The 25,601-nt window shown below is 35.0% G+C and carries 23 protein-coding genes; 15 read left to right on the forward strand and 8 right to left on the reverse strand.

What is annotated here, in order from left to right; translation table 11 throughout:
• From E0W73_RS05310 to E0W73_RS05330, 5 genes are all read right to left on the reverse strand, one after another.
• Positions 1-1,092 carry a DegT/DnrJ/EryC1/StrS family aminotransferase gene (locus E0W73_RS05310; RefSeq protein ID WP_135221053.1) on the reverse strand — a complete coding sequence of 364 codons (1,092 nt, stop codon included), beginning with the start codon at positions 1,090-1,092 and terminating at the stop codon, positions 1-3.
• A gap of 29 nt (positions 1,093-1,121) precedes the next feature.
• On the reverse strand, positions 1,122-2,081 hold the full coding sequence (locus tag E0W73_RS05315; protein WP_135221054.1) for a GNAT family N-acetyltransferase: 960 nt from the start codon (positions 2,079-2,081) through the stop codon (positions 1,122-1,124).
• A gap of 32 nt (positions 2,082-2,113) precedes the next feature.
• Positions 2,114-2,716: a trimeric intracellular cation channel family protein gene (locus tag E0W73_RS05320; RefSeq protein WP_135221055.1), complete on the reverse strand. Its 603-nt coding sequence runs from the start codon at positions 2,714-2,716 to the stop codon at positions 2,114-2,116.
• A gap of 86 nt (positions 2,717-2,802) precedes the next feature.
• Entirely contained in the window at positions 2,803-3,651 is an 849-nt protein-coding gene (locus E0W73_RS05325; RefSeq protein WP_135221056.1) for a hypothetical protein, read from the reverse strand.
• Positions 3,652-3,751: 100 nt separating this feature from the next.
• Positions 3,752-4,495 (reverse strand): RDD family protein, encoded by a 744-nt coding sequence (locus tag E0W73_RS05330; protein ID WP_135221057.1) that lies wholly within the window; start codon positions 4,493-4,495, stop codon positions 3,752-3,754.
• 20 nt (positions 4,496-4,515) lie between these two features.
• Between E0W73_RS05330 and E0W73_RS05335 the strand changes: the two genes are divergently transcribed.
• From E0W73_RS05335 to E0W73_RS05405, 15 genes are all read left to right on the forward strand, one after another.
• Positions 4,516-5,490 (forward strand): stage II sporulation protein M, encoded by a 975-nt coding sequence (locus tag E0W73_RS05335; RefSeq protein WP_135221058.1) that lies wholly within the window; start codon positions 4,516-4,518, stop codon positions 5,488-5,490.
• Between the two features lie 12 nt (positions 5,491-5,502).
• Positions 5,503-6,276, forward strand: coding sequence for a DUF4129 domain-containing protein (locus tag E0W73_RS05340; protein ID WP_135221059.1), 774 nt, complete (start codon positions 5,503-5,505; stop codon positions 6,274-6,276).
• The gene (locus E0W73_RS05345) at positions 6,269-7,525 is read left to right on the forward strand and encodes a DUF4350 domain-containing protein (RefSeq protein WP_135221060.1); all 1,257 of its coding nucleotides are present in this window, start codon (positions 6,269-6,271) and stop codon (positions 7,523-7,525) included. The genes E0W73_RS05340 and E0W73_RS05345 overlap by 8 nt, the downstream gene beginning before the upstream one ends.
• A gap of 22 nt (positions 7,526-7,547) precedes the next feature.
• A complete protein-coding gene (locus E0W73_RS05350; protein WP_135221061.1) occupies positions 7,548-8,561 on the forward strand; it encodes an AAA family ATPase in 1,014 nt (337 codons plus the stop codon).
• Positions 8,562-8,673: 112 nt separating this feature from the next.
• Positions 8,674-9,939 carry a DUF58 domain-containing protein gene (locus E0W73_RS05355; RefSeq protein WP_394345985.1) on the forward strand — a complete coding sequence of 422 codons (1,266 nt, stop codon included), beginning with the start codon at positions 8,674-8,676 and terminating at the stop codon, positions 9,937-9,939.
• A 113-nt stretch (positions 9,940-10,052) separates the two neighbouring features.
• Entirely contained in the window at positions 10,053-11,138 is a 1,086-nt protein-coding gene (locus E0W73_RS05360; RefSeq protein ID WP_135221062.1) for an alkaline phosphatase family protein, read from the forward strand.
• A gap of 298 nt (positions 11,139-11,436) precedes the next feature.
• Positions 11,437-12,225: a TrmH family RNA methyltransferase gene (locus E0W73_RS05365; RefSeq protein WP_135221063.1), complete on the forward strand. Its 789-nt coding sequence runs from the start codon at positions 11,437-11,439 to the stop codon at positions 12,223-12,225.
• 208 nt (positions 12,226-12,433) lie between these two features.
• The gene (locus E0W73_RS05370) at positions 12,434-14,656 is read left to right on the forward strand and encodes a RelA/SpoT family protein (protein WP_135221064.1); all 2,223 of its coding nucleotides are present in this window, start codon (positions 12,434-12,436) and stop codon (positions 14,654-14,656) included.
• A gap of 88 nt (positions 14,657-14,744) precedes the next feature.
• A complete protein-coding gene (locus E0W73_RS05375; protein ID WP_026729002.1) occupies positions 14,745-15,209 on the forward strand; it encodes a Fur family transcriptional regulator in 465 nt (154 codons plus the stop codon).
• Between the two features lie 94 nt (positions 15,210-15,303).
• The gene (locus E0W73_RS05380) at positions 15,304-16,575 is read left to right on the forward strand and encodes an adenylosuccinate synthase (protein ID WP_135221065.1); all 1,272 of its coding nucleotides are present in this window, start codon (positions 15,304-15,306) and stop codon (positions 16,573-16,575) included.
• A 50-nt stretch (positions 16,576-16,625) separates the two neighbouring features.
• Positions 16,626-17,210, forward strand: a complete 585-nt coding sequence (locus E0W73_RS05385; RefSeq protein ID WP_135221066.1) for an NUDIX domain-containing protein — start codon at positions 16,626-16,628, stop codon at positions 17,208-17,210.
• Positions 17,211-17,250: 40 nt separating this feature from the next.
• A complete protein-coding gene (locus E0W73_RS05390) occupies positions 17,251-18,744 on the forward strand; it encodes a S41 family peptidase (protein WP_135221067.1) in 1,494 nt (497 codons plus the stop codon).
• 23 nt (positions 18,745-18,767) lie between these two features.
• Positions 18,768-19,556 (forward strand): DUF4261 domain-containing protein, encoded by a 789-nt coding sequence (locus E0W73_RS05395; protein WP_135221068.1) that lies wholly within the window; start codon positions 18,768-18,770, stop codon positions 19,554-19,556.
• Positions 19,557-19,614: 58 nt separating this feature from the next.
• Complete coding sequence (locus E0W73_RS05400; RefSeq protein WP_135221069.1) at positions 19,615-20,553, forward strand: alpha/beta hydrolase; 939 nt, start codon at positions 19,615-19,617, stop codon at positions 20,551-20,553.
• An 89-nt stretch (positions 20,554-20,642) separates the two neighbouring features.
• Positions 20,643-21,539 (forward strand): L,D-transpeptidase, encoded by an 897-nt coding sequence (locus E0W73_RS05405; RefSeq protein ID WP_135221070.1) that lies wholly within the window; start codon positions 20,643-20,645, stop codon positions 21,537-21,539.
• A 139-nt stretch (positions 21,540-21,678) separates the two neighbouring features.
• Here the strand turns inward: E0W73_RS05405 and guaB are convergent, their stop codons facing one another.
• From guaB to E0W73_RS05420, 3 genes are all read right to left on the reverse strand, one after another.
• The gene (gene guaB, locus E0W73_RS05410) at positions 21,679-23,151 is read right to left on the reverse strand and encodes an IMP dehydrogenase (RefSeq protein ID WP_135221071.1); all 1,473 of its coding nucleotides are present in this window, start codon (positions 23,149-23,151) and stop codon (positions 21,679-21,681) included.
• Positions 23,152-23,523: 372 nt separating this feature from the next.
• The gene (locus tag E0W73_RS05415; RefSeq protein ID WP_135221072.1) at positions 23,524-24,924 is read right to left on the reverse strand and encodes a DUF5723 family protein; all 1,401 of its coding nucleotides are present in this window, start codon (positions 24,922-24,924) and stop codon (positions 23,524-23,526) included.
• Positions 24,921-25,472: a hypothetical protein gene (locus tag E0W73_RS05420; protein ID WP_135221073.1), complete on the reverse strand. Its 552-nt coding sequence runs from the start codon at positions 25,470-25,472 to the stop codon at positions 24,921-24,923. Before E0W73_RS05420 ends, E0W73_RS05415 begins: the two co-directional genes overlap by 4 nt.
• Positions 25,473-25,601: the final 129 nt, after the last annotated feature.

The raw sequence follows: 25,601 nt of genomic DNA on the forward strand, positions 1-25,601 counted from the left end.
CTAATATCGGTTTAGGATTTCAATAACAAAAGCAACTTCTTCTTCAGTTAAAACTGGACTCATCGGCAAGCTCAAAACTTCATCGTGGATTTTCTCGGTAATCGGGAAAGACAATTCATTCCAATCTGAAAAAGCTTTCTGCCTGTGTGGCGGAATTGGATAATGAATTACTGTCTGAATATTGTTTAAGGCCAAATATTGCTGCAACTCGTCTCTTTTTTCAGTTCTAATTACAAATAAATGAAACACATGATTGTTTGAAAAATCCCAAAACGGCAATATGATTCTATCATTTTTAATTTCTTTTAGATACCGTTTTGCAACAGCACGACGTTTTTCGTTATCGCGGTTCAAATGAGGCAGTTTTAAATTTAAGAAAGACGCTTGCAACTCGTCTAATCGAGAATTTACGCCAATAAAATCAGTATGGTATTTTTTTTCTGAACCATAATTTCGAAGCGAAAAAAGCATTTTGGCAAGTTCTTCATCATCTGTTACAACCGCACCACCATCGCCCAGACATCCCAGATTTTTTCCGGGATAAAAACTGTATGCAATAGCAGAGTTCAGATATTTTTTATGACTTTCCTGCACACCATGGCTTTGCGCCGCATCTTCAATCAATAAAAGATTATTCTTTACTGCAATTTCCTGAATTGCATTCATTTCTGCCAATTGTCCGTATAAATGAACCGCAAGAATCGCTTTGGTGTTTGGTGTTATTTTTTCCTGAATTAAATCCGGATTTATAGTGTAAGTCTCTATTTTCGGTTCAACCAAAACAGGAACCAAACCTGCTTGTTTTACAGCTAGAATACTGGCAATAAAAGTATTAGCTGGCACAATAACCTCATCGCCATTTTTGAGTTTTCCGAGTTCGATATAGGCTTTAAAAATCAAAACCAAAGCATCGAAACCGTTTCCGGTGCCAATGCAGTGTTTTTTATTGCAAAATGCAGCAAATGATTTTTCGAATGTATGTAATTCTTCTCCCAAAATATACCAGCCGTTATGCAAAACCGTTTTCAGTTTTTCCTGAAAAGCACTTTCGTAAGGCTCATTTATTTTTTTTAAGTCAAGAAAAGAAATCATAAAGTCGTATTTAATACATTGAAACTAGTTTACAATATTAATTTATAAAAATCCTGATTATAAGCCGTACAGCCCAATTCTTCTTTTTGCTGTAGAAGTCCGGGATTAAAGCCTTTTTCATCATCTTCATTTACAATTCCCATATCAAAAAAGTGCTTTCCTTCTCTTTGAAACTTAAATATCAAATGAATGAATAAAAAATCGAGCGCGCGAACTTCCTCTCCTTTTTTTGATGTAGCTCCGTATTGCGATTTTACGACATTCTCGGTTTCAAAAATAGTGATTCCAGCAATAATCTGGCCTTCCCTGTAAACAGAAAACTGCCTGATATTTTGAGGGAATCTAGATTTTAGCAATGTAATTTCTTCTTTGGTATGAACGGGTTTTACATTGAATTTCTGCGCCAATCTCGGTTCGAGAATCTTTTCCCAAAACGGAAAAAAATCGGTTTCTTCTATTATAATCAAATCCAGTTTTTCGATTCGTCTGAAATGTTTCATTTTGCTTTTCGAAATCTGAAGCGATGCTTGAAGATTAAGCGCAAGATTCATTTCTTTTCGTTCTAAAACCGCATTTCTTTTAAACAGGAAAAAGTCGGCTGCATTATTTCCATTCGAAAGGTAAAAAACCGGAATTGGCTTATAATAAAAAGTCTTAATATTGTTTTCTTTTAAAAAGATCAGAATTTCATCTAGAATAATTTCAATTTTAAAAGCTTTTAATTTTTCTAAAAAAACAAGTCCACCGTAGGTCAGACCTTGATGCGAATGTACAGCATCCAGTGTTATATTGGCCGGTAGGATTGCTTTTAGTTTTTCTGCCTCAAATACCATCAAAGAGAAGTCTCTAAATCTGTCCTGATGATATTCCATAAAATCTCTGTAAAACAAAAAAGAGGCATTTTTTGCCTTTGCTACAAAATCATTCCAGATTGCATAATCTTTCTGATCGTATTTTTTTATGGTATATTTCTCTGGTTTTTCTGCCACAAATTGGAAGGATTTTAATTTTTTATTCAAAACTACTTATGATCAAATGCTTTTAAATACCATTTGTATTTAACGGCCAGTAATCTGATTGCAATAATAATCAGCGAAGTCACAAGATATAAAACATCTTGTTCTAAGTCTAGTTTTCTAAGAACAAAAAATAATATTCCTCCAAAAATACAGATTGTTGCATAAATTTCTCGTCTAAAGATATTCGGAATTTCATTGCACAAAATATCACGTGTAACACCTCCAAAGCAAGCCGTCATGGTTCCTAAAGCAATACAGATTACAGGATGAAGGCCAATCATGATTCCTTTTTCAAGACCAATTAAGGTAAAAACGCCAAGACCTATGGTATCAAACAAAAATAAGGAAGTGCGAAGCTTGTCGAATTTTTTTCTAAATAAAATTGCCAGAAAATAACCCAAAATGATTACGTAGACATACTGTAAATCCTGCATCCAGCCTACTGGAGTGCGCCCAATTAATACATCTCGAAGTGTTCCGCCGCCAACAGCCGTTACAAAAGCAATAATAAAAACGCCAAACGGATCAAGCTTTTTATGCATGGCCGTTAAAGCTCCGGACATGGCAAAAGCCATAGTACCAATAATATCTAGTAAATGAAACATTCCTTTTGAGTTACAAATATGCAAAGGGTCAAAGTTACAAAGTTGTAAGGAATTATCTCAATAAATAAATCTCCTGAACGAAATGCCTATTTTTTAGCGTAAATCGGACTTCTTTTTAATAAGTAACTTACAGAATCCATCCAGCTGTCTTTTACTGCTAAAAAAGGTTTACGGGTCTGAGAGTATATTTTGTCTTTATTTTTATACATGTCAAAATAAACCGTATAGTAATAATAGGTCTGATTGTTTGAGGTTGTAGTCGAAACGTCGTTTGTTTTTACTTTTTTATTGTTGTCGCTTACTTTTGCATTTCCGCTGTTATAAGTTGTTGCAGTGGTACCAGTTCCAATCGTATAAGAAACTTTGGCCGCGACTATGTTATCGACACCCAATATTTTTTCTAGCTCTTCGATAGGAGTTTCGTCTATGTTGTTATGGTCTATTCCAGCTTTGTGCAATAAACTGTTTGTGGTTCGTAGATCCTGAACTGTGAGCGGAAAAATATTAGACGATTTGTCCAACAATTTATTATACAAATCGTTTTGGGCAAATTTTGCCATATCTCCTGAACTTTCCTGTGTATCTGAATTTAAATAAGGCACCGGAAGAACCGCTATCGTATTGGTTTTAAATTCTGCAGCTGTAATTGAAGAAGAATTAGAAGATGGCGAAGTATTTCCTGGGCTAATATCAAAAGTCTGAGATCTTCCGCTAGCAAAATCAATTTTTGCAATCTGCGATACATCCAGCGAAATCTGCAGTGTTTCTCCCGGAAGTGAATATTCTACTGCTTTATCGGATATTCTAGAAATGGTGCATTCGATGATTTGATAATCTCTTTTAATGATTTTATCTAATTTTTTTCCGCTTTGAGCGAAAGCAGAAACGAAAGCAAAAAACATTGCAACAATAAGAAAGGACGTTTTAATTTTCATGACACCGATTTATTTTTTTTAAAATACTCACTAATAATTAGTTAAATATAAAAAAATAAATCACAAACCAGAAGACTTTTCCTATTTCTTAATAAAAAAATTACATGTTTTGGGTATAAAAATTATAATCTTTTAAAACTGTTCGTATAAAATCGCTGTTGTTGCCGGATTGGTTTTTGATTCCTGCCACACTTTCAATTTTTGCTGTGAGCCTATAAATAACATCATGGTCATTCTTGGCTTCTGCACGTTGAAAAGTTTCTTTTATAATACGCATATCGTTGTCTGAAAGCTTGATTACGAGCGGATAAGTTGGAACATATGCATCACCAATTTCTTCTAATATGGTATGACTTATATTGATTTTATTTTTTAGGGTAATTACAGCGGTTCCTGCGGCCATGTCTCCCAGACGCTGTGACTTTTTACTCGTAACGACAGCTATAAATCCGATAAGACCATACATTGTTGAAAAATCAATAATCCTAAAAAACCAGCGAATAAGGTAATCGCCGAAACCAGCCTGATAACCGTCTATTTTTACCACTTTTATCTTAACAATTTTTTTGCCGATTGACTGTCCTTCAAAAATGCTTTCTAAGGTAATAGAATAAATCATAATCGGAAAGGAGAGAAAAAACAACACCGCTCCAACAGACCAATTATCGAGCTTGTTAAGTACAAGCTCGAGGTTAAGCCAATAAAAACAAACTAGTATAATTGTGATAATGTACGATATTTTTATGCCCAAATCGATAAAGTACGCCCCCAATCGTTCGCCTACAGAAGCGGCAGTAAAATTTATTTTGACATTTTGAGTTGTGTTTATAGATAATTCTGACATATTTCATATTTTAGCCAACCATGAGAGAAATCGCCTTTATAAAGCAAAATAAAGAAAAATGGCTCGAATTTGAGCTGGCAATTTTTGGTAAAGCTAAGAAAAATCCTGACGAATTAGCTAATTTGTACATTCAAATGATGAATGATTTGTCGTATGCGCAAACGTATTATCCTAAAAGTAAAACAGTTGTATATCTAAATCACCTGGCTTCTCAGATTTATCAGAAAATTTATAAAACCAAACGAACGGAGAAAAACCGAATCATCGAATTCTTCAAAGTCGAGGTTCCTCTTTTGGTTTATGAGTACAGAAGATATATTCTTTATTCTTTTATTTTCTTTTTTGGATTAGTTACGATCGGAGTGGTTTCTGCCAAACACGATCCCGATTTTAATCGCGTGATTTTGGGAGATTATTACGTAAATATGTCTTTGGAAAACATCAAAAAAGGAAATCCGATGGCGGTTTATGGTTCTGGCTCAAATTGGGGTAGTTTTGTTGAGATTACCCGAAACAATCTTGTAGTTGGAGCTAATTGTTATTTCTTCGGAATCTTTCTAGGAATCGGAACGTTTTATTTTTATTTCAAAAACTGCATTATGCTCGGAACGTTTCAATACTTTTTTTACGAACATGGTGTCTTTTGGGAAAGTGTTCGAGGCATTTGGATACATGGCTCAATGGAAATTTTTGCCATCGTGATTGAAGCTGCGGCCGGATTTATACTGGGTGCGTCGATTTTGTTTCCTAAAACTTTCTCGAGAATGAATTCTTTCAAAATCGGTTTTAAAAACAGTTTCAAGATTTACTTAAGCACACTGCCTTTTACTTTTGCGGCAGGCTTTTTAGAAGGTTTCATTACCCGATATTCAATAGATATGCCCATTTGGCTGAGCAGTTTGATTATTCTCTCTACATTAGGATTAATTTCGTTTTACTACTTGATCTATCCTTTTATAGTGCACAGAAAAATGCTTAAAGCCCAATTAAATTAATTATAGTCCTTAATGAATAAGTTTTTCTTCTTTTTATTTTTTCTTTTCCAATGCAGCATCTGCCCTGCCCAGGATTCTATTATAACAGAAGAACCGCCGAAAATAGAAACCATAAAATATACGGAGAAAGATCTTAAGATTGATACCGCTTCGGCTGAAGAAAAAAAGTTTCCGAAAGATTTCAAAAAAAAATACACTGATCCAGAATTTGTCTACGAATACAAAGAACCCGAAAAAAATTGGTGGGATCATTTTAAAGATTGGCTGGCAAGCATTCTGCGAAATTTATTCAGTTTTGGAAGTCCAGCTACAGCACTGAATTTTGTGGTTATTCTATTCAGGGTTTTGGCTGTAATTGTAATTGTCGTTTTGATTTATTTCATCGCAAAAGCAATCATCAACAAAGACGGACAATGGATTTTCGGAAAGAATTCGCATAGAAAAACAGTTTACTATTCTGATGAGGAAAAAAACATTCATCTTCTCGATTTTCAAAAACTGATAAAAGAAAGTCTCGCAGCTGGCGAAAAGAGAGCCGCAGTTCGCTACTACTATCTTTGGTTGCTTAAAGTTATGGCACAGAATCGTTTTATTGAATGGGATATCGAAAAAACAAATTCGGATTATTTATACGAATTACAGCTTCCTAAGCATAAGGAAGATTTTATGTATTTGTCTTATTTGTACAATTACATTTGGTACGGCGAGTTTGAAATTGACGAAGCTACCTTTAATAAAACCGAAAATCGATTCAAAAATGCTTTAAAAACGTTTGGCAATGAATAAGAATATCAAAATATACATTGGCATACTGGTTTTTGTTTTTACTTTGATTCTTCTGGCCGATAAAGGAAAGCCTAAAGAAATTGACTGGAGGCCTACTTACGATACAGCAGATAAAATTCCGTTTGGCCTTTATGTTTTTGATCATGAAATCAAAGGCTTTTTCAAAAATCAAAAAGTGGAAAGAATTTCGATTCAGACTCCTTACGAATTTTTGGTTTCAAAATTGAACGAAGATGCTGATTTTAATCCTTATGAAGATCCAGAAGCAAATCCGGACGAAAACGACTTTAATATAAACACCTATACCATACGAGGAACTTTTCTCAATATTTCTGAAGCTGATAATATTGACGAACAGTCTATGAAGGAGGTTTTCGATTTTGTCTCCAACGGGAACACCGCCTTTTTGAGCATGAAAGCTTTTCCGAAAATCCTGCTTGACTCTTTAAAAATTCAGTTAAAAACAGATTTTCTTCCCGCAGATAGTATTTCGGTTTGGATGGCCAACAAGAAAATCAGTACCAAAAAATATGTTTTCAACACCGGTCTGAGTGATTATTTTTCTAAAATTGATACTTTGAACACCACCATACTCGGGTACCAGAACCGTGCGCATAATCAAAGAAGCGTTAATTTTATAAAAGTGCCATTCAACAACGGCTTTTTCTATCTGCATACGCAGCCAGCAGCTTTTACCAATTATAATTTATTGCGAAAAGACAACTTTCAATATGCAGAAAACGTGTTATCATATATCTCAAAATACGATGTTTTTTGGTATACAAAACCCTTGGGCGGCGAGAAAGTATCTGATTCGTCTATGCGTTATTTCTTAAGCCAGCCGGCACTTAAGTGGGGATGGTATTTATTTCTGATCGGAATGCTTATTTTTATGATTTTTAATGCGAAAAGAAAACAGAGAATTGTCCCGATTATAAAACCGCTTTCCAATTCGACTGTTGATTTTACCAAAACAATCGGAAATTTATATTATCAAGAAGGAGATCACACCAATATCATCGATAAAAAAATCATTTATTTCCTCGAGAAAATCCGTAATGAATATTTAATTGACACCACAAAACTCAACGAAGAATTCATTAAGAAACTGCATCATAAAACAGGAAAAAATAGTAGTGATATCGAAGAACTTGTTTACCTAATAAACGAGCACCGCAAAAGTTATCACGGAAGTCTTGAAGAAGATTTGATCCGAATAAACAATGCAATCGAAAAGATTTTAAATTAACAGAATTCAAAATATAACCATCATGGACGAAAGCTATAAAACCACAGAGGAAATCACAAATGAAAATGTGAATTTTGAAACCCGCCTGAATCTAGCGCCTCTTTTAGAGCATGTGAATACAATTAAAAAAGAGATTGAAACGGTAATTGTAGGGCAGCATAAAATGATCGATCAGTTATTAGTTTCGATTTTATCAAACGGCCATGTATTGCTAGAAGGCGTACCGGGAGTTGCCAAAACAATAACAGCAAAACTGCTGGCAAAAACACTAAATATTGATTTCAGCCGTATTCAGTTTACGCCAGATTTAATGCCTTCAGACATTTTAGGAACTTCAATCTTCAACCTAAAAAATTCAGAATTTGAGTTCAAGAAAGGACCAATTTTCTCTAATCTGGTTTTAATTGATGAAATCAACCGTGCTCCGGCAAAAACTCAAGCTGCTCTTTTTGAGGTTATGGAAGAACGCCAAATCACAATCGACGGATCTGCTTTTCAGTTGGATGCGCCTTTTCTTGTGATTGCAACCCAAAACCCAATTGAACAAGAAGGTACTTACCGCTTGCCAGAAGCACAGTTGGACCGTTTTCTTTTTAAAATCACTATAGATTATCCAAAATTAAACGAAGAAATCTTAATCATCCAAAGAGAGCATTCGCTGCAAAATCACGGAAAACTCGAAGCAGTAAAAACAGTTCTTTCTGGCAATGAAATTAAAGAATATCAGGCGTTGGTAAAACAAATCAGAGTCGAACAAAATCTTCTGGAATATATTGCTCGAATTGTAGTGAATACCCGCGAAAATGCATTTTTATATTTAGGAGCTTCTCCTCGTGCCTCTATTGCAATTTTAAACGCCGCAAAAGGTTTTGCTGCCATCAGAGGTCGTGATTTTGTAACTCCAGAAGATATCAAAGAAGCAGCAATTCCAGTTTTACAACATCGTGTAATTGTTACGCCTGAACGCGAAATGGAAGGCATTACAAGTTCTGAAATCATTAAGCAGATTATTGAAACCGTTGAAATTCCGAGATAGAACAACAAAACAATAAACCTGAAACCTTAAACCTGAAACAAAAAAAAACTTGAAACTAAAAAGCCTTTACCTCAATAACTTTTTTTTCTATGTGCTTATTGGCATTATAGCGATGTTTTTCTTTGCTTTTGTTTTTCCGAACTTGTACAATGCAGTTTGGCTTTTGGTGCTGATTCTGGCAACTTTTACCGGACTTGATTTAATGCTTTTGTATCTGACCAAAACAGGAATCGAAGCGCACAGAGTAACGCCCGAAAAGTTATCAAATGGCGATTTGAATCCGATTAACATCAGCATTACAAATCATTATACTTTTATGATTTCTATAATGGTTATTGATGAAATTCCGTTTCAGTTCCAAGCTCGTGATTTTAAGATTTTAAAAACGATAAAAGCTTCAGAGCAAAAAGAATTTGGTTATGACCTGCGTCCGACTGAGCGTGGAGAATATCATTTTGGCAGTTTAAATGTGTATGTTTCTTCTCCGCTAAGGCTGATTTCGAGAAGATTTACCTTTGACAAAAACCAAATGGTGCCTGCCTATCCATCTTATTTACAACTTAGAAAATATGACTTGCTGGCATTTTCTAATAATTTGTTTCAGTACGGAATCAAAAAAATACGTCGTATCGGGCATACAATGGAATTTGAACAGATTAAAGAATATGTTCAAGGAGACGATTTAAGAACGATAAACTGGAAAGCGACTGCTAAGAAAAGTTCGCTGATGGTCAACCAGTTTCAGGACGAAAAATCGCAGTCGGTTTATATGGCTATAGACAAGGGCCGCGTTATGCAGATGCCTTTTGACGGTTTAAGCCTACTGGATTACGCCATCAATTCTTCGCTTGTTTTGGCAAATGTGATTTTGAAAAAACAAGACAAAGCCGGACTTTTTTCATTCTCTAGAAAAGTAGAAAATCGTGTTTTTGCAGAAAGACGTGGCTCTCAGATGCAGAAAATTCTTGAAACTTTATACAATATTAAAACCGATTTTTTCGAAAGCGATTACAGTCGTCTGTATGTTGACATCAAAAAAAACATCAACCAAAGAAGTTTGATTATTTTGTATACCAATTTCGAAACCATGGACGGATTAAACCGACAATTACCTTATTTAAAAGGAATTGCAAAAAGTCATTTGTTGGTTGTAGTGTTTTTTCAGAACACCGAATTGAATCAAATCATCAACAGGAAAACCGACACGATTCAGGAAGTTTATGATAAAGTTATTGCCGAAAAATTCATGTTTGAAAAACGATTAATTGCAAATGAATTAAAGAAATACGGCATTTACTCGGTTTTAACCCAACCAGAAAACCTTACACTGGATGCGATTAATAAATATTTAGAAATTAAGTCTAGAGGGATTTTATAAGCCGTTGTCTGTTAACTTATGGTTATATTCTTGCTTCTTTAAAAAGCTGTAGGTTTTATTATTTAGTTTTGAAATAAATACGCTCACTATTTATAATTTCAAACAGATAAAAAATGAAAAAAGCCATCTTAATTCTCTTCATTTTCATAAGCTTAAAATCTCTGGCACAAAAAACTGACAACATCATTATCATTACCACAGACGGTTTTAGACGGCAGGAAGTTTTTAAAGGAATAGATTCTGAAATTGCGAATGATAAAAAATTCAATCAAGGAGACAGCACTTATATTTATACCAAATATTCTGGAGCAGATTTTAAAGCATCACGTCAAAAAATAATGCCCTTTTTCTGGTCTGAAATTGTTTCGAAAGGACAAATTTACGGCAATAGAGAGCTAGGAAATAAAGTTGATGTTGCTAATCCGTATTGGTTTAGCTATCCTGGATACAGCGAAATCATGACAGGAAACGTCGACCTTCAAATCAACTCAAATGGCTACAAACCGAATCCAAATCGCAATGTTTTAGCATTTTTGAATGATCAGCCAAAGCTGAAAGGAAAGGTTATCGCTTTTGGTGCGTGGAATGCTTTTGACCGAATTTTGAATGAAGAAAAAAGCGGTTTTCCCGTAGTTGCTGCATTTGATAATGTTGGAGGAGACAAACCAACTGCAACTCAAAAACTGCTGAACGAAATGCGCAATAATTCGTTTAAACCCTTTCATGAAGATGAATGTTTGGACGTATTTACGCATTACCAAGCAATGGACGAACTGAAAACAAAAAAGCCGAAAGTGCTTTATATTTCTTATGGAGAAACCGACGAATGGGCACACCACGGACATTATAGATCGTATCTTGATGCTGCCAATCAGGTTGATAAATGGATTGAAGAGATCTGTAATTTCGTCCAAAATGATTCTCAATACAAAAACAAAACCACCATTTTTATTACCACAGATCACGGTCGAGGAGATAAGACCAAAACACAATGGACCGACCACGGTGCTGATGTTCCAGGCGCTTCAGAAATTTGGTTTGCCGTAATGGGGCCTGAAATAGCTCCAAAAGGAGAAATCAAAACAGCATCTCAATTCTACCAAAAACAATTTGCACAGACTATTGCTAAGATTTTAGGATATACTTTTACAGCAGTCCATCCTATTGCTGAAGAGGTAAAAGAAGTTTTTGAGAAATAGTTTTTAGTTTTTTAGCCACACCCAAGCGACAGCGAACAGGCGAGCATTTTCACGAATTTTTACGAATTAAAATTAGCGTAATTTGTGAAATTCGTGACAGTAAAAAAAAACTTTACCACTATACCTACAAGGTTTTAAAAACCTTGCAGGAAAAAAACTCTACAACTTTAAACCTTAAAAAGTGAATTAGCGGCAAAAAAGAAAACTTCACCACCATAACTTACAAGGTTTTAAAAACCTTGCAAGACGAAAAAAACTCTGTAACTTTGCCACTCTGCAACTTTGAGCCATAAAAAAAATGAAACAAATCACTTCTGTCCAAAATCCGTTTATCAAATCTTTGGTTTTACTTCAAGAAAAAGCCAAAGCCAGAAAACAAACCGGAACATTTTTGATTGAAGGCTTACGCGAAATTTCTTTAGCCATTAAAGGCGGTTACGAAATTGAAACCATTTTGTTTCTGCCTGAACTAGTAACCGAAAGAGAAATAAACAAGCTCGTTCCTTCTTCGTTTCAATTAATCGAAATCACTAAAGAAGTGTATCAGAAACTGGCTTATCGTGATACGACAGAAGGAATTTTGGCAGTAGCCAAAAGCAAATCCTTAAAATTATCGGACTTAAAATTATCGGATAATCCGTTAATTCTGGTTGTGGAATCTTTAGAAAAACCTGGAAATATCGGCGCTGTTTTACGAACAGCAGATGCGGCCAATTTGGATGCAGTGTTAGTTGCAAATCCAAAAAGCGATTTATACAATCCCAACATTGTTCGCTCAAGTGTTGGATGTCTTTTTACCAACCAGATTGCAACCGGCACAACCGAAGAAATTATCGCTTTTCTAAAAGAAAAAAAGATTAATTTCTACAGTGCAACGCTGCAAAATTCAACGTCTTACCACACTCAAAACTTCACTACTCCAACCGCTTTGGTTGTAGGAACAGAAGCAACGGGCTTAACGCAGCAATGGCGTGACGAAGCAACTCAGAACATCATTATTCCGATGCAGGGAGAAATTGACAGTATGAATGTTTCTGTAGCTGCGGCTATTTTAATTTTTGAAGCGAAAAGACAAAGAGGATTTTAAATTTAGGGGCAAAGGTGCAAAGTTACAAAGGCTCAAAGATTCTGAGATTGTTAGATTAAAATTAAAGGTCTATTTCTTTTAATTTTTAATCTTTAATTTTTAATTTTCTCTAGCCAAAAATCCAAAATCTGCACTCTAAAATCTACAGTTGTAAAGCCTTGTGTATATTCAAACTAATTATTATTTTTAGTACTTGAACTATGCCGTTATGACAGAAATAGATATCGAAAAAGAAAACAAAGCTATTGCGCAGGAATACAAGGAATTACTTCGAATAAGTTACCAAACTTTAAGCCCCGCTGACAAAAAATTAATTCGAAAAGCTTTTGATGTTGCCGTTGATGCTCACAAAGAACAGAGACGCAAATCGGGTGAAGCTTATATTTTTCATCCTATTGCAGTTGCCAAAATTGTTGCTTCAGAAATTGGTCTAGGTGCGACTTCTATTGCTGCGGCCTTACTGCACGATGTGGTGGAAGACACTCCGATTACTGTCGAAGATATTGAACGACTGTTCAACCCAAAAGTGGCACAGCTTGTAGAAGGTCTTACTAAGATTTCATTAGTCCAAAAAGATTTGAATGCCTCGATGCAGGCGGAGAATTTCAGAAAAATGATTCTGACATTGAATGATGATGTTCGCGTAATTTTGATCAAACTTGCCGATCGTCTACACAACATGCAGACCATGGATTCGATGGCGGAATACAAACAGACCAAAATCGCATCTGAAACTTTATACATTTACGCTCCTCTAGCCCATCGTTTGGGGCTTTACAATATTAAAACCAAACTAGAAGACTTAGGCTTAAAATACACAGAACCCGCTGTTTACGAAGACATCGTAAGTAAAATTCGTGAAACAAAAGAACAGCAGGATGCGTATATAAAAGATATTTCGGAGGTTTTGAAAAAATCTCTTGATCATGAAAATATAGATTATATCATCAAAGGACGTCCTAAGTCTATTTATTCCATCCGTAGAAAAATGCGTGCACAAAACGTAAGCTTCGATGAAGTTTATGACAAATTTGCACTTCGAATTGTTTACAAAGCCGATCCGCACGACGAAAAATTCATAGCTTGGAAAATATATTCTATTGTTACCGACCATTATAGACCGAGCCCAAGCCGCTTAAGAGATTGGATTTCGTCGCCAAAATCTACTGGTTATGAAGCACTTCATATTACCGTAATGGGACCAAAAGGACGTTGGGTCGAAGTGCAGGTTCGAAGTGAACGTATGGACGAAATTGCCGAAAAAGGTTATGCCGCACACTATAAATACAAAAATGGCGCTACCGAAGAAAGCGGTTTAGATACCTGGTTGAATCTGCTGCGTGAAGCTTTAGAAAATCCTGAAACAAACGCAGTTGATTTCGTGGAAGATTTTAAAATGAATTTGTATTCTAAAGAAATCTTTGTCTTTACCCCAAAAGGAGAAATCAAATCATTGCCGAAGGGCGCAACTTCTCTTGATTTTGCTTTCAGCATTCACTCGGAAATCGGAATCAAAACGCGCGGAACTCGTGTAAATGGAAGATTAGTCCCTTTAAACCACGAATTAAAAAGCGGCGATCAGGTAGAAGTAATCACCTCGCCAAATCAGAAACCAACCGTAAACTGGCTGGAATATGTTACGACTTCACGAGCTAAAAATAAGATTAAAAATGTTCTTAACGAGAACACCAAGAAAATCGGCGAAGAAGGAAAAGAATTGCTTACCCGTAAATTAAAACATTTAAAAATCACACTCAACGAGCAAGTAACAAACGAGCTTGTTAACTTTTTTAAATTAAAGACCAGTTTAGATTTATTTTACAGGGTCGGAATCGGAGCAATTGAAAATCAGCAGCTAAAAGATTATGCCGCCCAAAAAAGCAATTCGTTTATTAACTTCTTTAAGAATAAAATTAAACGAAATAAAGACACCACTGCGGCAGAAGACATTCACAAACCAGTTATCAGCAGCAATTACGACATGCTGGTTTTTGGAACCGAACATGACAAACTCGATTATAAACTTTCGCAATGCTGCAACCCAATTCCTGGTGATGATGTTTTTGGTTTTGTGACCATTAATGAAGGAATTAAAGTGCACAAAAAAGATTGTCCAAACGCTATCGGAATGCAGTCTAATTATGCGTACAGAATCATGAGCGCCAAATGGATCGACTCGTCACAGGAAGAATTCAAAGCGATCATCAATATTACAGGAATGGATGTTTTGGGACTTACAAATCAGTTGACGAGAGTTATTTCGAATAATATGAGCGTCAATATCCAGAGCATTTCGCTCAGTACCGATGCTGGAATTTTTCACGGACAAATTGCCGTAATTGTGAAAAACAATACCATATTGAAGAAAATGATTAATGCAATCAAGAAAATTGACGGAGTTGATAAAGTGACCAGAGAATACAGAACCTAACTTTTTAAGCTTTCTATAAGGGTTTTATAACTAAACTTTAAACCCGAAACTTTTATTGATTAAAAATAAAAAATTATCTTTGCAGGATATGACACTCATTTCAACTGACAACACTAAGAATCAAGAAATTGTAAAAAATGTTTTTACAATGTATCTTGAACAAAAAGGGCATCGCAAAACTCCTGAGCGTTATGCTATACTTCAGGAAATTTACGACAGCGAGGAACATTTTGACATAGAAAACCTTTATATCAAAATGAAAAACAAAAACTATCGTGTGAGCAGGGCTACGCTTTACAACACGATTGAGTTATTGTTGGACTGCGCTTTGGTTAGAAAACATCAATTTGGGCAGAATCAAGCTTACTACGAAAAATCATATTTTGATAAACAGCACGATCACATCATTATGACAGATTCTGGTGAGGTAATTGAATTTTGTGACCCAAGAATTCAAACCATCAAAAAGACTATCGAAGAAATTTTTGATATCGAAATTACAAATCACTCGCTTTATTTCTACGGAAACAAAAAGCAAAACTCAAATTCATAGTCTTTTTATAGACTTTTCAAAAATTAAAAAAAAAGAAAAATTAACTACAATCAGTAGGACAGCTTAGATTGTCCCAACGCAAATTAAAAACAGAATGACCGTAGATTTATTACTAGGATTACAATGGGGAGACGAAGGTAAAGGAAAAATTGTTGACGTTCTTACCTCAAATTATGATATTATTGCACGTTTTCAAGGAGGACCAAATGCAGGACATACATTAGAATTTGACGGAATTAAGCACGTACTAAGAACGATTCCTTCTGGAATTTTTCATAAGAATTCAGTAAACATCATCGGAAATGGCGTTGTAATAGACCCTGTAGTTTTTCAAAAAGAAATAGAAGGTTTAGAGAAATTCAACCTTGACATCAAAAGCAAATTGATCATTTCAAGAAAAGCGCATTTAATTTTGCCAACTCACCGTTTGCTTGACGCTGCTTCTGAAGCTTCAAAAGGAAAAGCTAAAATTGGTTCGACGCTTAAAGGAATCGGACCAACTTATATGGATAAAACTGGTAGAAATGGTTTACGTGTTGGCGATATTGAATTAGAAGATTTTAAAGAGCGTTACAGAGCTTTGGCAGACAAACACGAAGCGATGATTGCTTTTTACGATGTTGCTATTCAGTACAATCTAGCTGAACTTGAAAAAGAATTCTTTGAAGCTATCGAAGAATTGAAAAAATTAGATTTTATTGACAGTGAAGAATACATGCACCAAGCTCAAAAAGATGGCAAATCTATTCTTTGCGAAGGAGCTCAGGGATCTTTATTAGATGTTGATTTTGGAACTTACCCTTTTGTAACTTCATCAAACACTACTGCAGCTGGGGCTTGTACAGGTTTAGGAATTGCTCCTAACAAAATCAAAGAGGTTTACGGAATTTTTAAAGCGTATGTAACACGTGTTGGTAGCGGACCTTTTCCAACTGAACTTTTTGACGAAGTGGGTGCAACTATGGCAAGAGTTGGTAACGAATTTGGTTCTGTAACAGGAAGACAAAGACGTTGCGGATGGTTAGACCTTGTTGCTTTAAAATATGCTGTTCAGGTTAACGGAGTTACGCAGTTAATGATGATGAAAGGTGATGTTCTTTCTGGTTTTGAAACCTTAAAAGTTTGTACAGAGTACAACTACAAAGGACAAAACATTTCTCACTTCCCGTATAACATCGAACCAGAAAATGTTACTCCTGTTTACAAAGAATTTAAAGGATGGAAACAAGATTTAACTGGATTGACAACTTACGATGAATTGCCAATTGAGCTAAAAGAATATATTGAATTTATTGAGAAAGAAATCGAAGTGCCAATCAAAATCGTATCGGTTGGTCCAGATAGAAAACAAACAATAACAAAATAATACATTATAAACGCTCTGATAATCAGAGCGTTTTTTTTGACACAAATTTTATGAGAAAAAATCCAGAAATAGAAATCACAGAAACCAAGTTGTTATCTGATAATTGGTACTTACTAAACAAGGTCACTTTTAATTATAAAAAAGAGAATCAGCCTGTTGAGTCGCATACTCGCGAGGTGTACGACCGCGGAAACGGAGCTGCAATTTTATTGTATAACTCCTCCAACAAAACAGTCATTCTAACAAGGCAATTCCGTTTACCCACTTATTTAAACGGAAACAGAACCGGAATGATGATCGAAGTTTGTGCCGGACTTTTGGATAAAGAAAATGCTGAACAGGCTATTATCCGCGAAACAGAAGAAGAAACCGGATACCGTTTAACAAAAGTTCAAAAGGTAATTGAAACTTACATGTCACCAGGTTCGGTAACAGAAATCTTATACTTGTTTGTCGGCGAATACAACCAAAGCATGAAAGTAAGCGAAGGTGGCGGACTTGATGCTGAACAAGAAAACATCGAAGTTTTGGAATTTACTTTTGATGAAGCCTATGCTATGATTGAATCGGGAGAAATAACAGACGCTAAAACTATTATGTTATTGCAGCATGCTAAAATAAAAAATCTGATTTAAAGTTTTTTTGAGTATTTTAGATTTAACTAAACGATCTAAAATGCTCAAATCTAAACTATTATTTTTTCTGTTTTTCCCAATTCTCCTGATTTCTCAGAATGAAAAAATAGCGGCAGAAAAACTCAAGCAGGATTTAACCATTTTTAAGGAAATAAGAGAAAAAGCAAATTCTGGACTTTATAAATACAGAAGCAAACAACAGATTGACAGCGTTTATTCCTGGGCGTTTACACAAATCAATAAACCACAAGAACTTATCGAGTTCTATAAAATCATCTTGCAAATTACCGATTTTGAAGGCAGTCTGCACAATGACACAACGCTTCCCGCTGATTTTGAAAAAAAATACGCCTCAGGAAATGTTTTTTTTCCGTTTCCTGTAAAACTTATTGAAAACAAATTGGTCGTTAATTTTGACAACCAGCAACTACCTTTAGGATCTGAAATTCACAGCATAAACGGAATTAACTCTTATAAAATCCTGAATTCAATCTATAAATACTATACAACAGACGGCTACAATATAACTGGAAAATCTATCGGAATCGGAAGTTCGTTTGCCAAATATTTCCGAATGGAATATGGTCCGTGCAAGAGTTTTATAGTCGAATATTCACTTCCTAATCAGACGCAAAAAAAGACAAAAACCATAAAAGCTGTTTCTAATGATACGCGAAAAGAAAACTTCAAAAAACGATTTTCACTTCCTGTAGATAGCTTGCAATACAATCGCGCCAAAGACAAATATTCGTTTAAAATTATTACAGGAAATACAGCGCTTCTTTCTGTTCACACATTCGTAATCGGGCGAAACGCCAAACATAAAGAACATTTAGCTTACAAAAAATATCTAGACAGCTGTTTTCAATATCTTGCAAAAAACAATCAGATAAAAAACTTAATTGTAGATGTTAGAAATAATGGCGGTGGAACCGACCCAAACGATATTGTCACTTTTTCTTATTTAGCACAGAAACCTTTTCGTGAAAACGCATCGGCATACGTTAATTTTCTAGAAATTCCCTTTGCAGAATATTTAGTTTATGAAGAAACGGAACCGCAGAAGAAACAAGAAGAAAAAAAAGATTTTGAAGAAGAGTTAAAAGAAGAATTTACAGAAAATCAAGATGACAATTATTTTCAGAATGAAAAATTTAATGAATTGCTCCAGCCAGACCAAAATAGTTTTAAAGGGCAGGTTTATCTCTTAATCAGTCCTCGAATCGCTTCTGCTGGCTCGTTGTTTGCTTCGCTCGTAGCAGGAAATACGAACGCCATTGTGATTGGAGAAGAAACTATGGGCGGTTATTTTGGCCATAACGGCCACACTCCTATTGAATATGAATTGCCGAATACTAAAATCAGAACACAATTTTCTATTGTTAATTTAAACCAAGATGTTCCTAAAAAGTCAAATCAGATTTTTGGAAGAGGCGTTATTCCAGATTTCAAGGTAATACAGACTTTTGACGATTTTTTGAAAAATAAAGACACACAATTGGAATACACTTTGAACTTAATTCAACAGAAATAAATCAACTTACTCAAAACTAAATTATGGGATTATTTGACTTTTTAAAGAAAAAAGAAACTCCTCAAAAAAAAGAAAAAAGCGTAATTCTTGCCATGCCGCTGTTTACTGATAATGAGAATTACAACATAGAAATCGTAATTGAAAACCTAAAAAATTTCTGGGGATTGTCTATTACAGATTTTTCTGGAGACGATAATTCTGCCGTTTTTAAAATAAATAATGAGTTAGTAGCTGTAGCATATATTCCGGCGCAAATTCCGGGCGAGGAAATCGCAACAACTATTGAATATGCCTACAACTGGCACACAGCAAAAGAAGATTTAAAAGACTACACCGGTCATGCAATCGTTTCGGTTATGTCTTCACAAGGAAGTCAAATAGAAAGATATACCATATTAAGTAAGTTATTATGTTCTATTCTTTCTACCACAAATTCAGTAGGTGTTTACCAAGGAAAACAGACTTTATTGATACCTAGAAATCAATATTTGGAGAACATCAATGATTTACAGCAGGGAAAATCGCCTGTTCATTTGTGGATTTATATCGGCATCAAAACATCTGAGCAAGGAAACTATATGTATACGTATGGATTACCTGAATTTGAAAAACAGGAAATGGAAGTCTTGCAATCTCCTATGGAATTGGGAGAACTTTTTAATTTCTTTACCAACATTATTTCATACGTAATTAATAGTAATGTTGTTTTTAGAAATGGAGAAACTTTAGGCTATACCGAAGATCAAAAAATAAAAATAACTTCTTCGAAAGGATTTTTTGTAGAGGGGGAAGCTTTTAAACTAGAGATGTAATTTTTTACGCTTTCCAAAAAAAACTCAATTAGCCATTGTCTAAATTATTGCATAAAAAATGAAACTATTCCGAAATAAATACTTTAAGATAGTACTATTCATTTTCATAATCATGAACGGTATTGCCTTCTTCCATGCCTATAAATTTACTCACTTTGCAGAAGCCAGATCTAAGAAAACTCAAAGCCCAGAAAAACTTTCTTCTTTTCAAAAAGCATCTACTCTCTTTTTTGGAGTTAATAACCCTAAACCTCAAAATTCAAAATTTCCTTCTCAGAAATATCAAACTTTAAAACTTAAGAGTAATAAAGAAATAGAATGCTGGCTGATTAGAAATCGAAATTCAAAAGGTACAGTTATTTTATTTCATGGATATGGATCGGAAAAATCATCTTTAATCGAACGTTCTGATGAATTTTTAAAATTAGGTTATAGTACATTGCTGGTAGATTTTATGGGAAGCGGTAACTCTGAAGGAAACCAGACAACAATCGGCTTTAAGGAATCATTAGAAGTCAAAACCTGTTTTGATTACGTTTCATCTACAGGAGAAAAGAATATTTACCTATTTGGATCTTCTATGGGAGCGGTTGCCATAATGAAATGCCTTAATGACAATTCTATAGATCCAAAAGGAATAATTATAGAATGCCCTTTTGGTTCGATGTACCAAACGGTTTGCGCCAGATTTAAGAAAATGAATGCCCCTACTTTTCCAATGGCTGGTATTTTGCTTTTTTGGGGAGGCATACAAAATGGCTTTTGGGGATTTAGTCATAGCCCCTCAGAATATGCAAAAAAAATAAAATGTCCCACCTTATTACTTTACGGAGAAAAAGACAAAAGCGTCAGCAGACAAGAAACAGACGAAATTTACAAAAATCTACAAGGCTTTAAAAAACTAGGAATTTTTAAAAATACTGGACACGAAAATTATCTCTTGAAAAACAAACTTCAATGGAACCTTGAAGTGTCTTCTTTTCTGTCATCGATTTGAAAATGAAAATCCCGAAACCAATTCAAAAAATTATGTAACCCTTTTCAGCTATCAGGTTTATAACTTTATCATAATAAAAAACACGACCTATGAAAAAGTTATATTACGCAGCAAACGCCTTATTATTGTTACTGTTAGGTTTATTGGTTTCATGCAAAAAAAGCGACACTATAAACTTAACAGATAACACAGAAGATAAAAAGCCTAAGAAAACAATTGAATATAAAAAACCTGAATCGGCTGTTTCCTATCAGTTTTCAAAATCTAAAGATTGGCTGAAAACCAACGAAGCCGACAGCAGTAAAATGGACATCGTTTATGCCATTAACAGAGCCGACAAAGCAAGCCTTAAAAAACTGGATTCTCTTGTAATTCCGACAGATTTCAGTGGTGATTTGGTTTATTACCTACCATTTCCGCTGCATGTTTCGGCCTTAGAAGAGGTGTCAAAAATTATCCTTTTTTCGTATCCGACACAGACTTTTGCCGCTTATGAAAATGGAGAACTTGTTCGTACCGGACCAACCAATATGGGACGAAAAAAAGACCCTACTCCAACAGGACTGTTTTTTACTAATTGGAAGGCAGAAAAAACAACGAGCACCTTTAACGACGAGTGGGAATTAAAATGGAATTTCAACATCGAAAACAAACTCGGAGTGGGCTTCCATCAATATGAATTGCCGGGATATCCTGCTTCTCATTCCTGCTTAAGATTATTAGAAAAAGATGCTAAATACCTTTACAAATTTGCCGACGAATGGATTTTGAAAGATAAAGAAAACGTAAAAGTAAAAGGTACACCAGTAATTGTTTTCGGAAGTTATGATTTTGATGGACCAAAACCATGGTTAAGTCTGTCTTCTGACCCGAAAGCTTTGAATATCTCTGAATCTGAAATCGACCGTCAGGTAAAACCATTTTTACAGGAGATTCTACAAAATCAAACATTAAGAGAAACGGAAAAAAATACCGCTTCACTTTAAAGATATAATTCTTTCTTTCTTGAAAAAAGCAGCTTATTCCTCTCATAAGTTGCTTTTTTTTTATTTTTAAATCAATCAAAAAAAACAAAAGGCGTAAGAATATTGATCTTACACCTTTTTATGATGATTGAAAGCTAAATTATCTAGAGTAATTTGGAGCCTCTTTTGTAATAGTTACGTTATGCGGATGACTCTCAGTGATTCCGCTCGAAGTGATTCTTACGAAACGTCCGCTTTGCTGTAAGGTCGGAATATCTTTTGAACCGCAGTACCCCATACCGGCACGAAGACCGCCGATAAACTGAAGCATACTTTCATTTAACTCCCCTTTGTAAGGAACACGTCCAACAATTCCTTCTGGAACCAATTTCTTAACATCATCTTCCACATCTTGGAAATAACGGTCTTTTGAACCTGTCTGCATTGCTTCAACAGATCCCATTCCGCGGTAAGACTTGAATTTTCTTCCTTCAAAAATGATAGTTTCTCCCGGAGATTCTTTTGTTCCTGCCAATAATGAACCCAACATTACACAGTCGGCACCGGCAGCAATTGCTTTAGGAATATCTCCAGTGTAACGAATTCCACCATCAGCAATTACTGGAACTCCAGTTCCCTTAATTGCCGCAGCAACTTCTAAAACTGCTGAGAACTGAGGAAATCCAACACCTGCAACGATACGAGTCGTACAAATAGAACCTGGTCCTATTCCTACTTTTACACCATCGGCACCGTTTTCTACCAAATATTTAGCAGCTTCTGGTGTTGCAATGTTCCCAACGATAACATCTATTTGAGGGAATTTTGACTTTACTTCTTTTAAGGTATTCACTACCCCTTCTGTATGTCCGTGAGCTGTATCGATAATGATGGCATCTACACCTGCATTTACTAAAGCTTCTGCTCTTAAAACTGCGTCTCCAGTAACTCCAATTGCAGCAGCAACTCTCAAACGACCGAAAGAATCTTTGTTTGCGATTGGCTTCTGAGTCAGTTTGGTAATATCTCTAAATGTGATTAATCCAACTAATTCGTTTTTCTCGTTTACAACTGGTAATTTTTCGATTTTATGACCTTGTAAAACAACCTCGGCCTGTTCTAAAGAAGTTCCTTCAGAAACAGTTACTAGGTTTTGGCTTGTCATTACTTCGGCGATTGGTCTGGCTCCATTTTTTTCGAAACGTAAATCACGATTGGTAACGATTCCTTTTAAGATCCTATTTTCATCAACGATAGGAATACCGCCGATTCCGAATTCTTTCATGGCATTCTTAGCGTCAGCAATTGTAGAAGTCATTGGCAAAGTTACTGGATCGATAATCATACCTGCCTCAGCTCTTTTTACTTTTCGAACTTTTGCAGCCTGCTGTTCGATAGTCATATTTTTATGCAAAACACCAATTCCTCCCTCTTGTGCCATAGCAATTGCCATTGCGCTTTCGGTAACTGTATCCATAGCTGCAGATACAATCGGAACATTAAGTGTAATATTTCTTGAGAATTTTGATTGAATACTTACTTCGCGGGGAAGCACATTCGAGTAGTTAGGTACTAATAATACATCGTCGTAAGTTAAACCTTCGCCGATAATCTTGGAGTTGTGTGCTATCATGATGCAATTTCTAGTTGAATTGCGTGCAAATATAGTGAATAAATTCGCAACTTGTTTACCTACCCTTTCATAAAATTGCATTTACAAGAAAGAGCTTACAAATTTAAATTCCAAATTTCAAATTTCAAATTCCAAATTCCAAACTTCAAATTCTAAACTTCAAATTCTAAACTTCAAATTCTAAACTTCAAATTCTAAACTTCAAATTCCAAACTTCAAATTCCAAACTTCAAATTCCAAACTTCAAATTCCAAACTTCAAATTTCAAACTTCAAACTTCAAATTTCAAACTTCAAGCTTCAAGCTCCAAATTCAAACTTCAAACTCCAAATTCTATATTCTCATCTATAAAAACCACAAACAAAAACCACTTTAATCATCATTATCTTGAAAAACAAAATTAATTCCGAACTGAAAAGCTATACTATTAGCTTTTGAAACATCTTTATATTCTAAAACATTATTCACTAGAGCATAAACATTCACTTTTCCGAACGTACCTGATATTCCTAATCCGATATTTTTATTAGAAAAAGCATCAAATGTGTAAGTAGCTTTTACATCTAATTTTTCGAAAATGTTTCTTTGATAAAAAGCTGTTACAGCAGTTAGCGGTTCTTTTGGCGCATTCATAGCAAAAAGCTGCAAGCCGGCTGCGTTTTTGTAACGTGTTTTAGTACGCTTTAGGCAGTCGCAATCTTCGTTGGAACGCGATTCTCCAAATGAATATTGAATAGAAGAATACAACTTTGTCGGTCGCCAGGTTGTGTATTTGTTATAAAGAGTATCTCGTGGAATGGCGGCATCAAATTCGTCAAAAATATTCTCCGGATCATTCTGATTCGTAAAATCTGGATTTGCCCCCTGATATTGATAAGTTCCTTTATAAGTTAAAGTTTCAATATCTTTAGTCTGTCTAATAAAGCCAAGATCAATTATACTAGCCGTAAACTGGAGATTCTTTTTTATGTAATAGGTAAGTCCTATGTCTAAACCTAATCCAAGACTTCCGTTAAAAAAAGTATTATGTGCAATATCTTTGGCGATACTTCCTTCGTATTCGTCTTTCGTAAAACGAGCAATTCCAGAAGTTCTCAATTCTAAATTTGAAGATATTATCTGATTATAAATGTTTGGAGATCCAGTGTCCTGACCTGTATAAATAAAACCCGAATTTTTTGTCGAAGTTGCATTGGCGCCACTAGAATAGATTTTTGCACGTCCGCCGTAAACAAATTTATCATTTACTTTTTTATGAAAACCGACATGAAAAACAGAAAGAATTTCTGCTTTGGCTGTTAAATCTCCCAGATTAAATGATTTTCCGATGTAATTTCTATTTCCTTCTAAGGCCAAAAGCGCTGGATCTTTAGGAACATACATAAAAAAATCAAATTCCTGATAAAGTCCGAAAGAAATGTACGAACGGCTTTCCTTGCCCCCAATCCTAAATCCGCCCGAAAATAATTCCAATTGCTGATTGGTTACTACCTTGTCATTTTTCGAAGATTTATTGATGACATTTCTAACTTTATCGTTAAAATCGATTCCGTTATCGGCAAACAAATCATAGACTGCAAAACCGCTTGAGCCAAGATTAGCAGAAATTCCAGATAAAACCGGAAATCCGAAAAAATATTTATACGAAACATCGGCTCCAGGATTAACCAAAGAAGACTGCGGAATAGAAGTAAAATTATACAACACTTCCTTATTTTGGGCAAAACAGCAAAAATGTGATACCAAGGCTAGAGTCAGAAATATTTTTCTCATTCTATTTCCAAATAAACAGTTCCACTTGATTTTAATTTAAGATCTCCAATACTGTTTTGGTTTAAAGGAGGTCCTGCTGTGATAATCACCACAAAGCCTAATTTCACAGTTTGTTTGAGCAGATCAAGCCTTTGATTTTCAAAAATCTGCGTAGGATATTTGACAACATTTGCGCTTCCGTTGTAAGCAGGAACCACATAAGGTATGGTCTCGAGCACACTGTCATCAGCGCTGAGCAGCAAAATATTGACAGCAAAAGCTCGTTCGATAGTATTTTCTATCTCAACATCAAATGCTGCTTTTTTTAAATGATCTGTTAAAAATTTATTCCTAAAAACATCAAAATCGCGAGCATCATAAGCAATCTGATTGCCCCCATTGTTTACCAACCTATTGGCAGGAACATCAAAATAAGCCAGATTTGCCACAAAAACGGGCTCTAATTTAAAATCTTCAACCTGATCAAAATCTAAATCGCTTGAACAGGAAAAAAGAAAAAAGGCTGATAATATAATTTGTGAAATTCTGTGTATGAAGGTTGATTTCATGACAAAATACTAGGGTTGACAATAATTTAAAACTCAATGTCATAGGTTATTATTATCTGGGTATAGTAAATATAGTCAATTTTTAATGAAATTTTCTAAGTGTAGTAAGGTTTATGCTTAAAAAAAATC

Origin of the sequence: Flavobacterium foetidum, assembly GCF_004634245.1 — a bacterium.
In the GTDB taxonomy this organism is placed as follows: Bacteria; Bacteroidota; Bacteroidia; order Flavobacteriales; family Flavobacteriaceae; genus Flavobacterium; species Flavobacterium foetidum.

What these genes read in the sequence shown, in the direction of transcription:
- E0W73_RS05310 (WP_135221053.1), bottom strand. Translation starts at nt 1,092, where the DNA reads ATGATTTCTTTTCTTGACTTAAAAAAAATAAATGAGCCTTACGAAAGT.
- E0W73_RS05320 (WP_135221055.1), bottom strand. Translation starts at nt 2,716, where the DNA reads ATGTTTCATTTACTAGATATTATTGGTACTATGGCTTTTGCCATGTCC.
- E0W73_RS05325 (WP_135221056.1), bottom strand. Translation starts at nt 3,651, where the DNA reads ATGAAAATTAAAACGTCCTTTCTTATTGTTGCAATGTTTTTTGCTTTC.
- E0W73_RS05330 (WP_135221057.1), bottom strand. Translation starts at nt 4,495, where the DNA reads ATGTCAGAATTATCTATAAACACAACTCAAAATGTCAAAATAAATTTT.
- E0W73_RS05335 (WP_135221058.1), top strand. Translation starts at nt 4,516, where the DNA reads ATGAGAGAAATCGCCTTTATAAAGCAAAATAAAGAAAAATGGCTCGAA.
- E0W73_RS05340 (WP_135221059.1), top strand. Translation starts at nt 5,503, where the DNA reads ATGAATAAGTTTTTCTTCTTTTTATTTTTTCTTTTCCAATGCAGCATC.
- E0W73_RS05345 (WP_135221060.1), top strand. Translation starts at nt 6,269, where the DNA reads ATGAATAAGAATATCAAAATATACATTGGCATACTGGTTTTTGTTTTT.
- E0W73_RS05350 (WP_135221061.1), top strand. Translation starts at nt 7,548, where the DNA reads ATGGACGAAAGCTATAAAACCACAGAGGAAATCACAAATGAAAATGTG.
- E0W73_RS05355 (WP_394345985.1), top strand. Translation starts at nt 8,674, where the DNA reads ATGTTTTTCTTTGCTTTTGTTTTTCCGAACTTGTACAATGCAGTTTGG.
- E0W73_RS05360 (WP_135221062.1), top strand. Translation starts at nt 10,053, where the DNA reads ATGAAAAAAGCCATCTTAATTCTCTTCATTTTCATAAGCTTAAAATCT.
- E0W73_RS05365 (WP_135221063.1), top strand. Translation starts at nt 11,437, where the DNA reads ATGAAACAAATCACTTCTGTCCAAAATCCGTTTATCAAATCTTTGGTT.
- E0W73_RS05370 (WP_135221064.1), top strand. Translation starts at nt 12,434, where the DNA reads ATGACAGAAATAGATATCGAAAAAGAAAACAAAGCTATTGCGCAGGAA.
- E0W73_RS05375 (WP_026729002.1), top strand. Translation starts at nt 14,745, where the DNA reads ATGACACTCATTTCAACTGACAACACTAAGAATCAAGAAATTGTAAAA.
- E0W73_RS05380 (WP_135221065.1), top strand. Translation starts at nt 15,304, where the DNA reads ATGACCGTAGATTTATTACTAGGATTACAATGGGGAGACGAAGGTAAA.
- E0W73_RS05385 (WP_135221066.1), top strand. Translation starts at nt 16,626, where the DNA reads ATGAGAAAAAATCCAGAAATAGAAATCACAGAAACCAAGTTGTTATCT.
- E0W73_RS05390 (WP_135221067.1), top strand. Translation starts at nt 17,251, where the DNA reads ATGCTCAAATCTAAACTATTATTTTTTCTGTTTTTCCCAATTCTCCTG.
- E0W73_RS05395 (WP_135221068.1), top strand. Translation starts at nt 18,768, where the DNA reads ATGGGATTATTTGACTTTTTAAAGAAAAAAGAAACTCCTCAAAAAAAA.
- E0W73_RS05400 (WP_135221069.1), top strand. Translation starts at nt 19,615, where the DNA reads ATGAAACTATTCCGAAATAAATACTTTAAGATAGTACTATTCATTTTC.
- E0W73_RS05405 (WP_135221070.1), top strand. Translation starts at nt 20,643, where the DNA reads ATGAAAAAGTTATATTACGCAGCAAACGCCTTATTATTGTTACTGTTA.
- guaB (WP_135221071.1), bottom strand. Translation starts at nt 23,151, where the DNA reads ATGATAGCACACAACTCCAAGATTATCGGCGAAGGTTTAACTTACGAC.
- E0W73_RS05415 (WP_135221072.1), bottom strand. Translation starts at nt 24,924, where the DNA reads ATGAGAAAAATATTTCTGACTCTAGCCTTGGTATCACATTTTTGCTGT.
- E0W73_RS05420 (WP_135221073.1), bottom strand. Translation starts at nt 25,472, where the DNA reads ATGAAATCAACCTTCATACACAGAATTTCACAAATTATATTATCAGCC.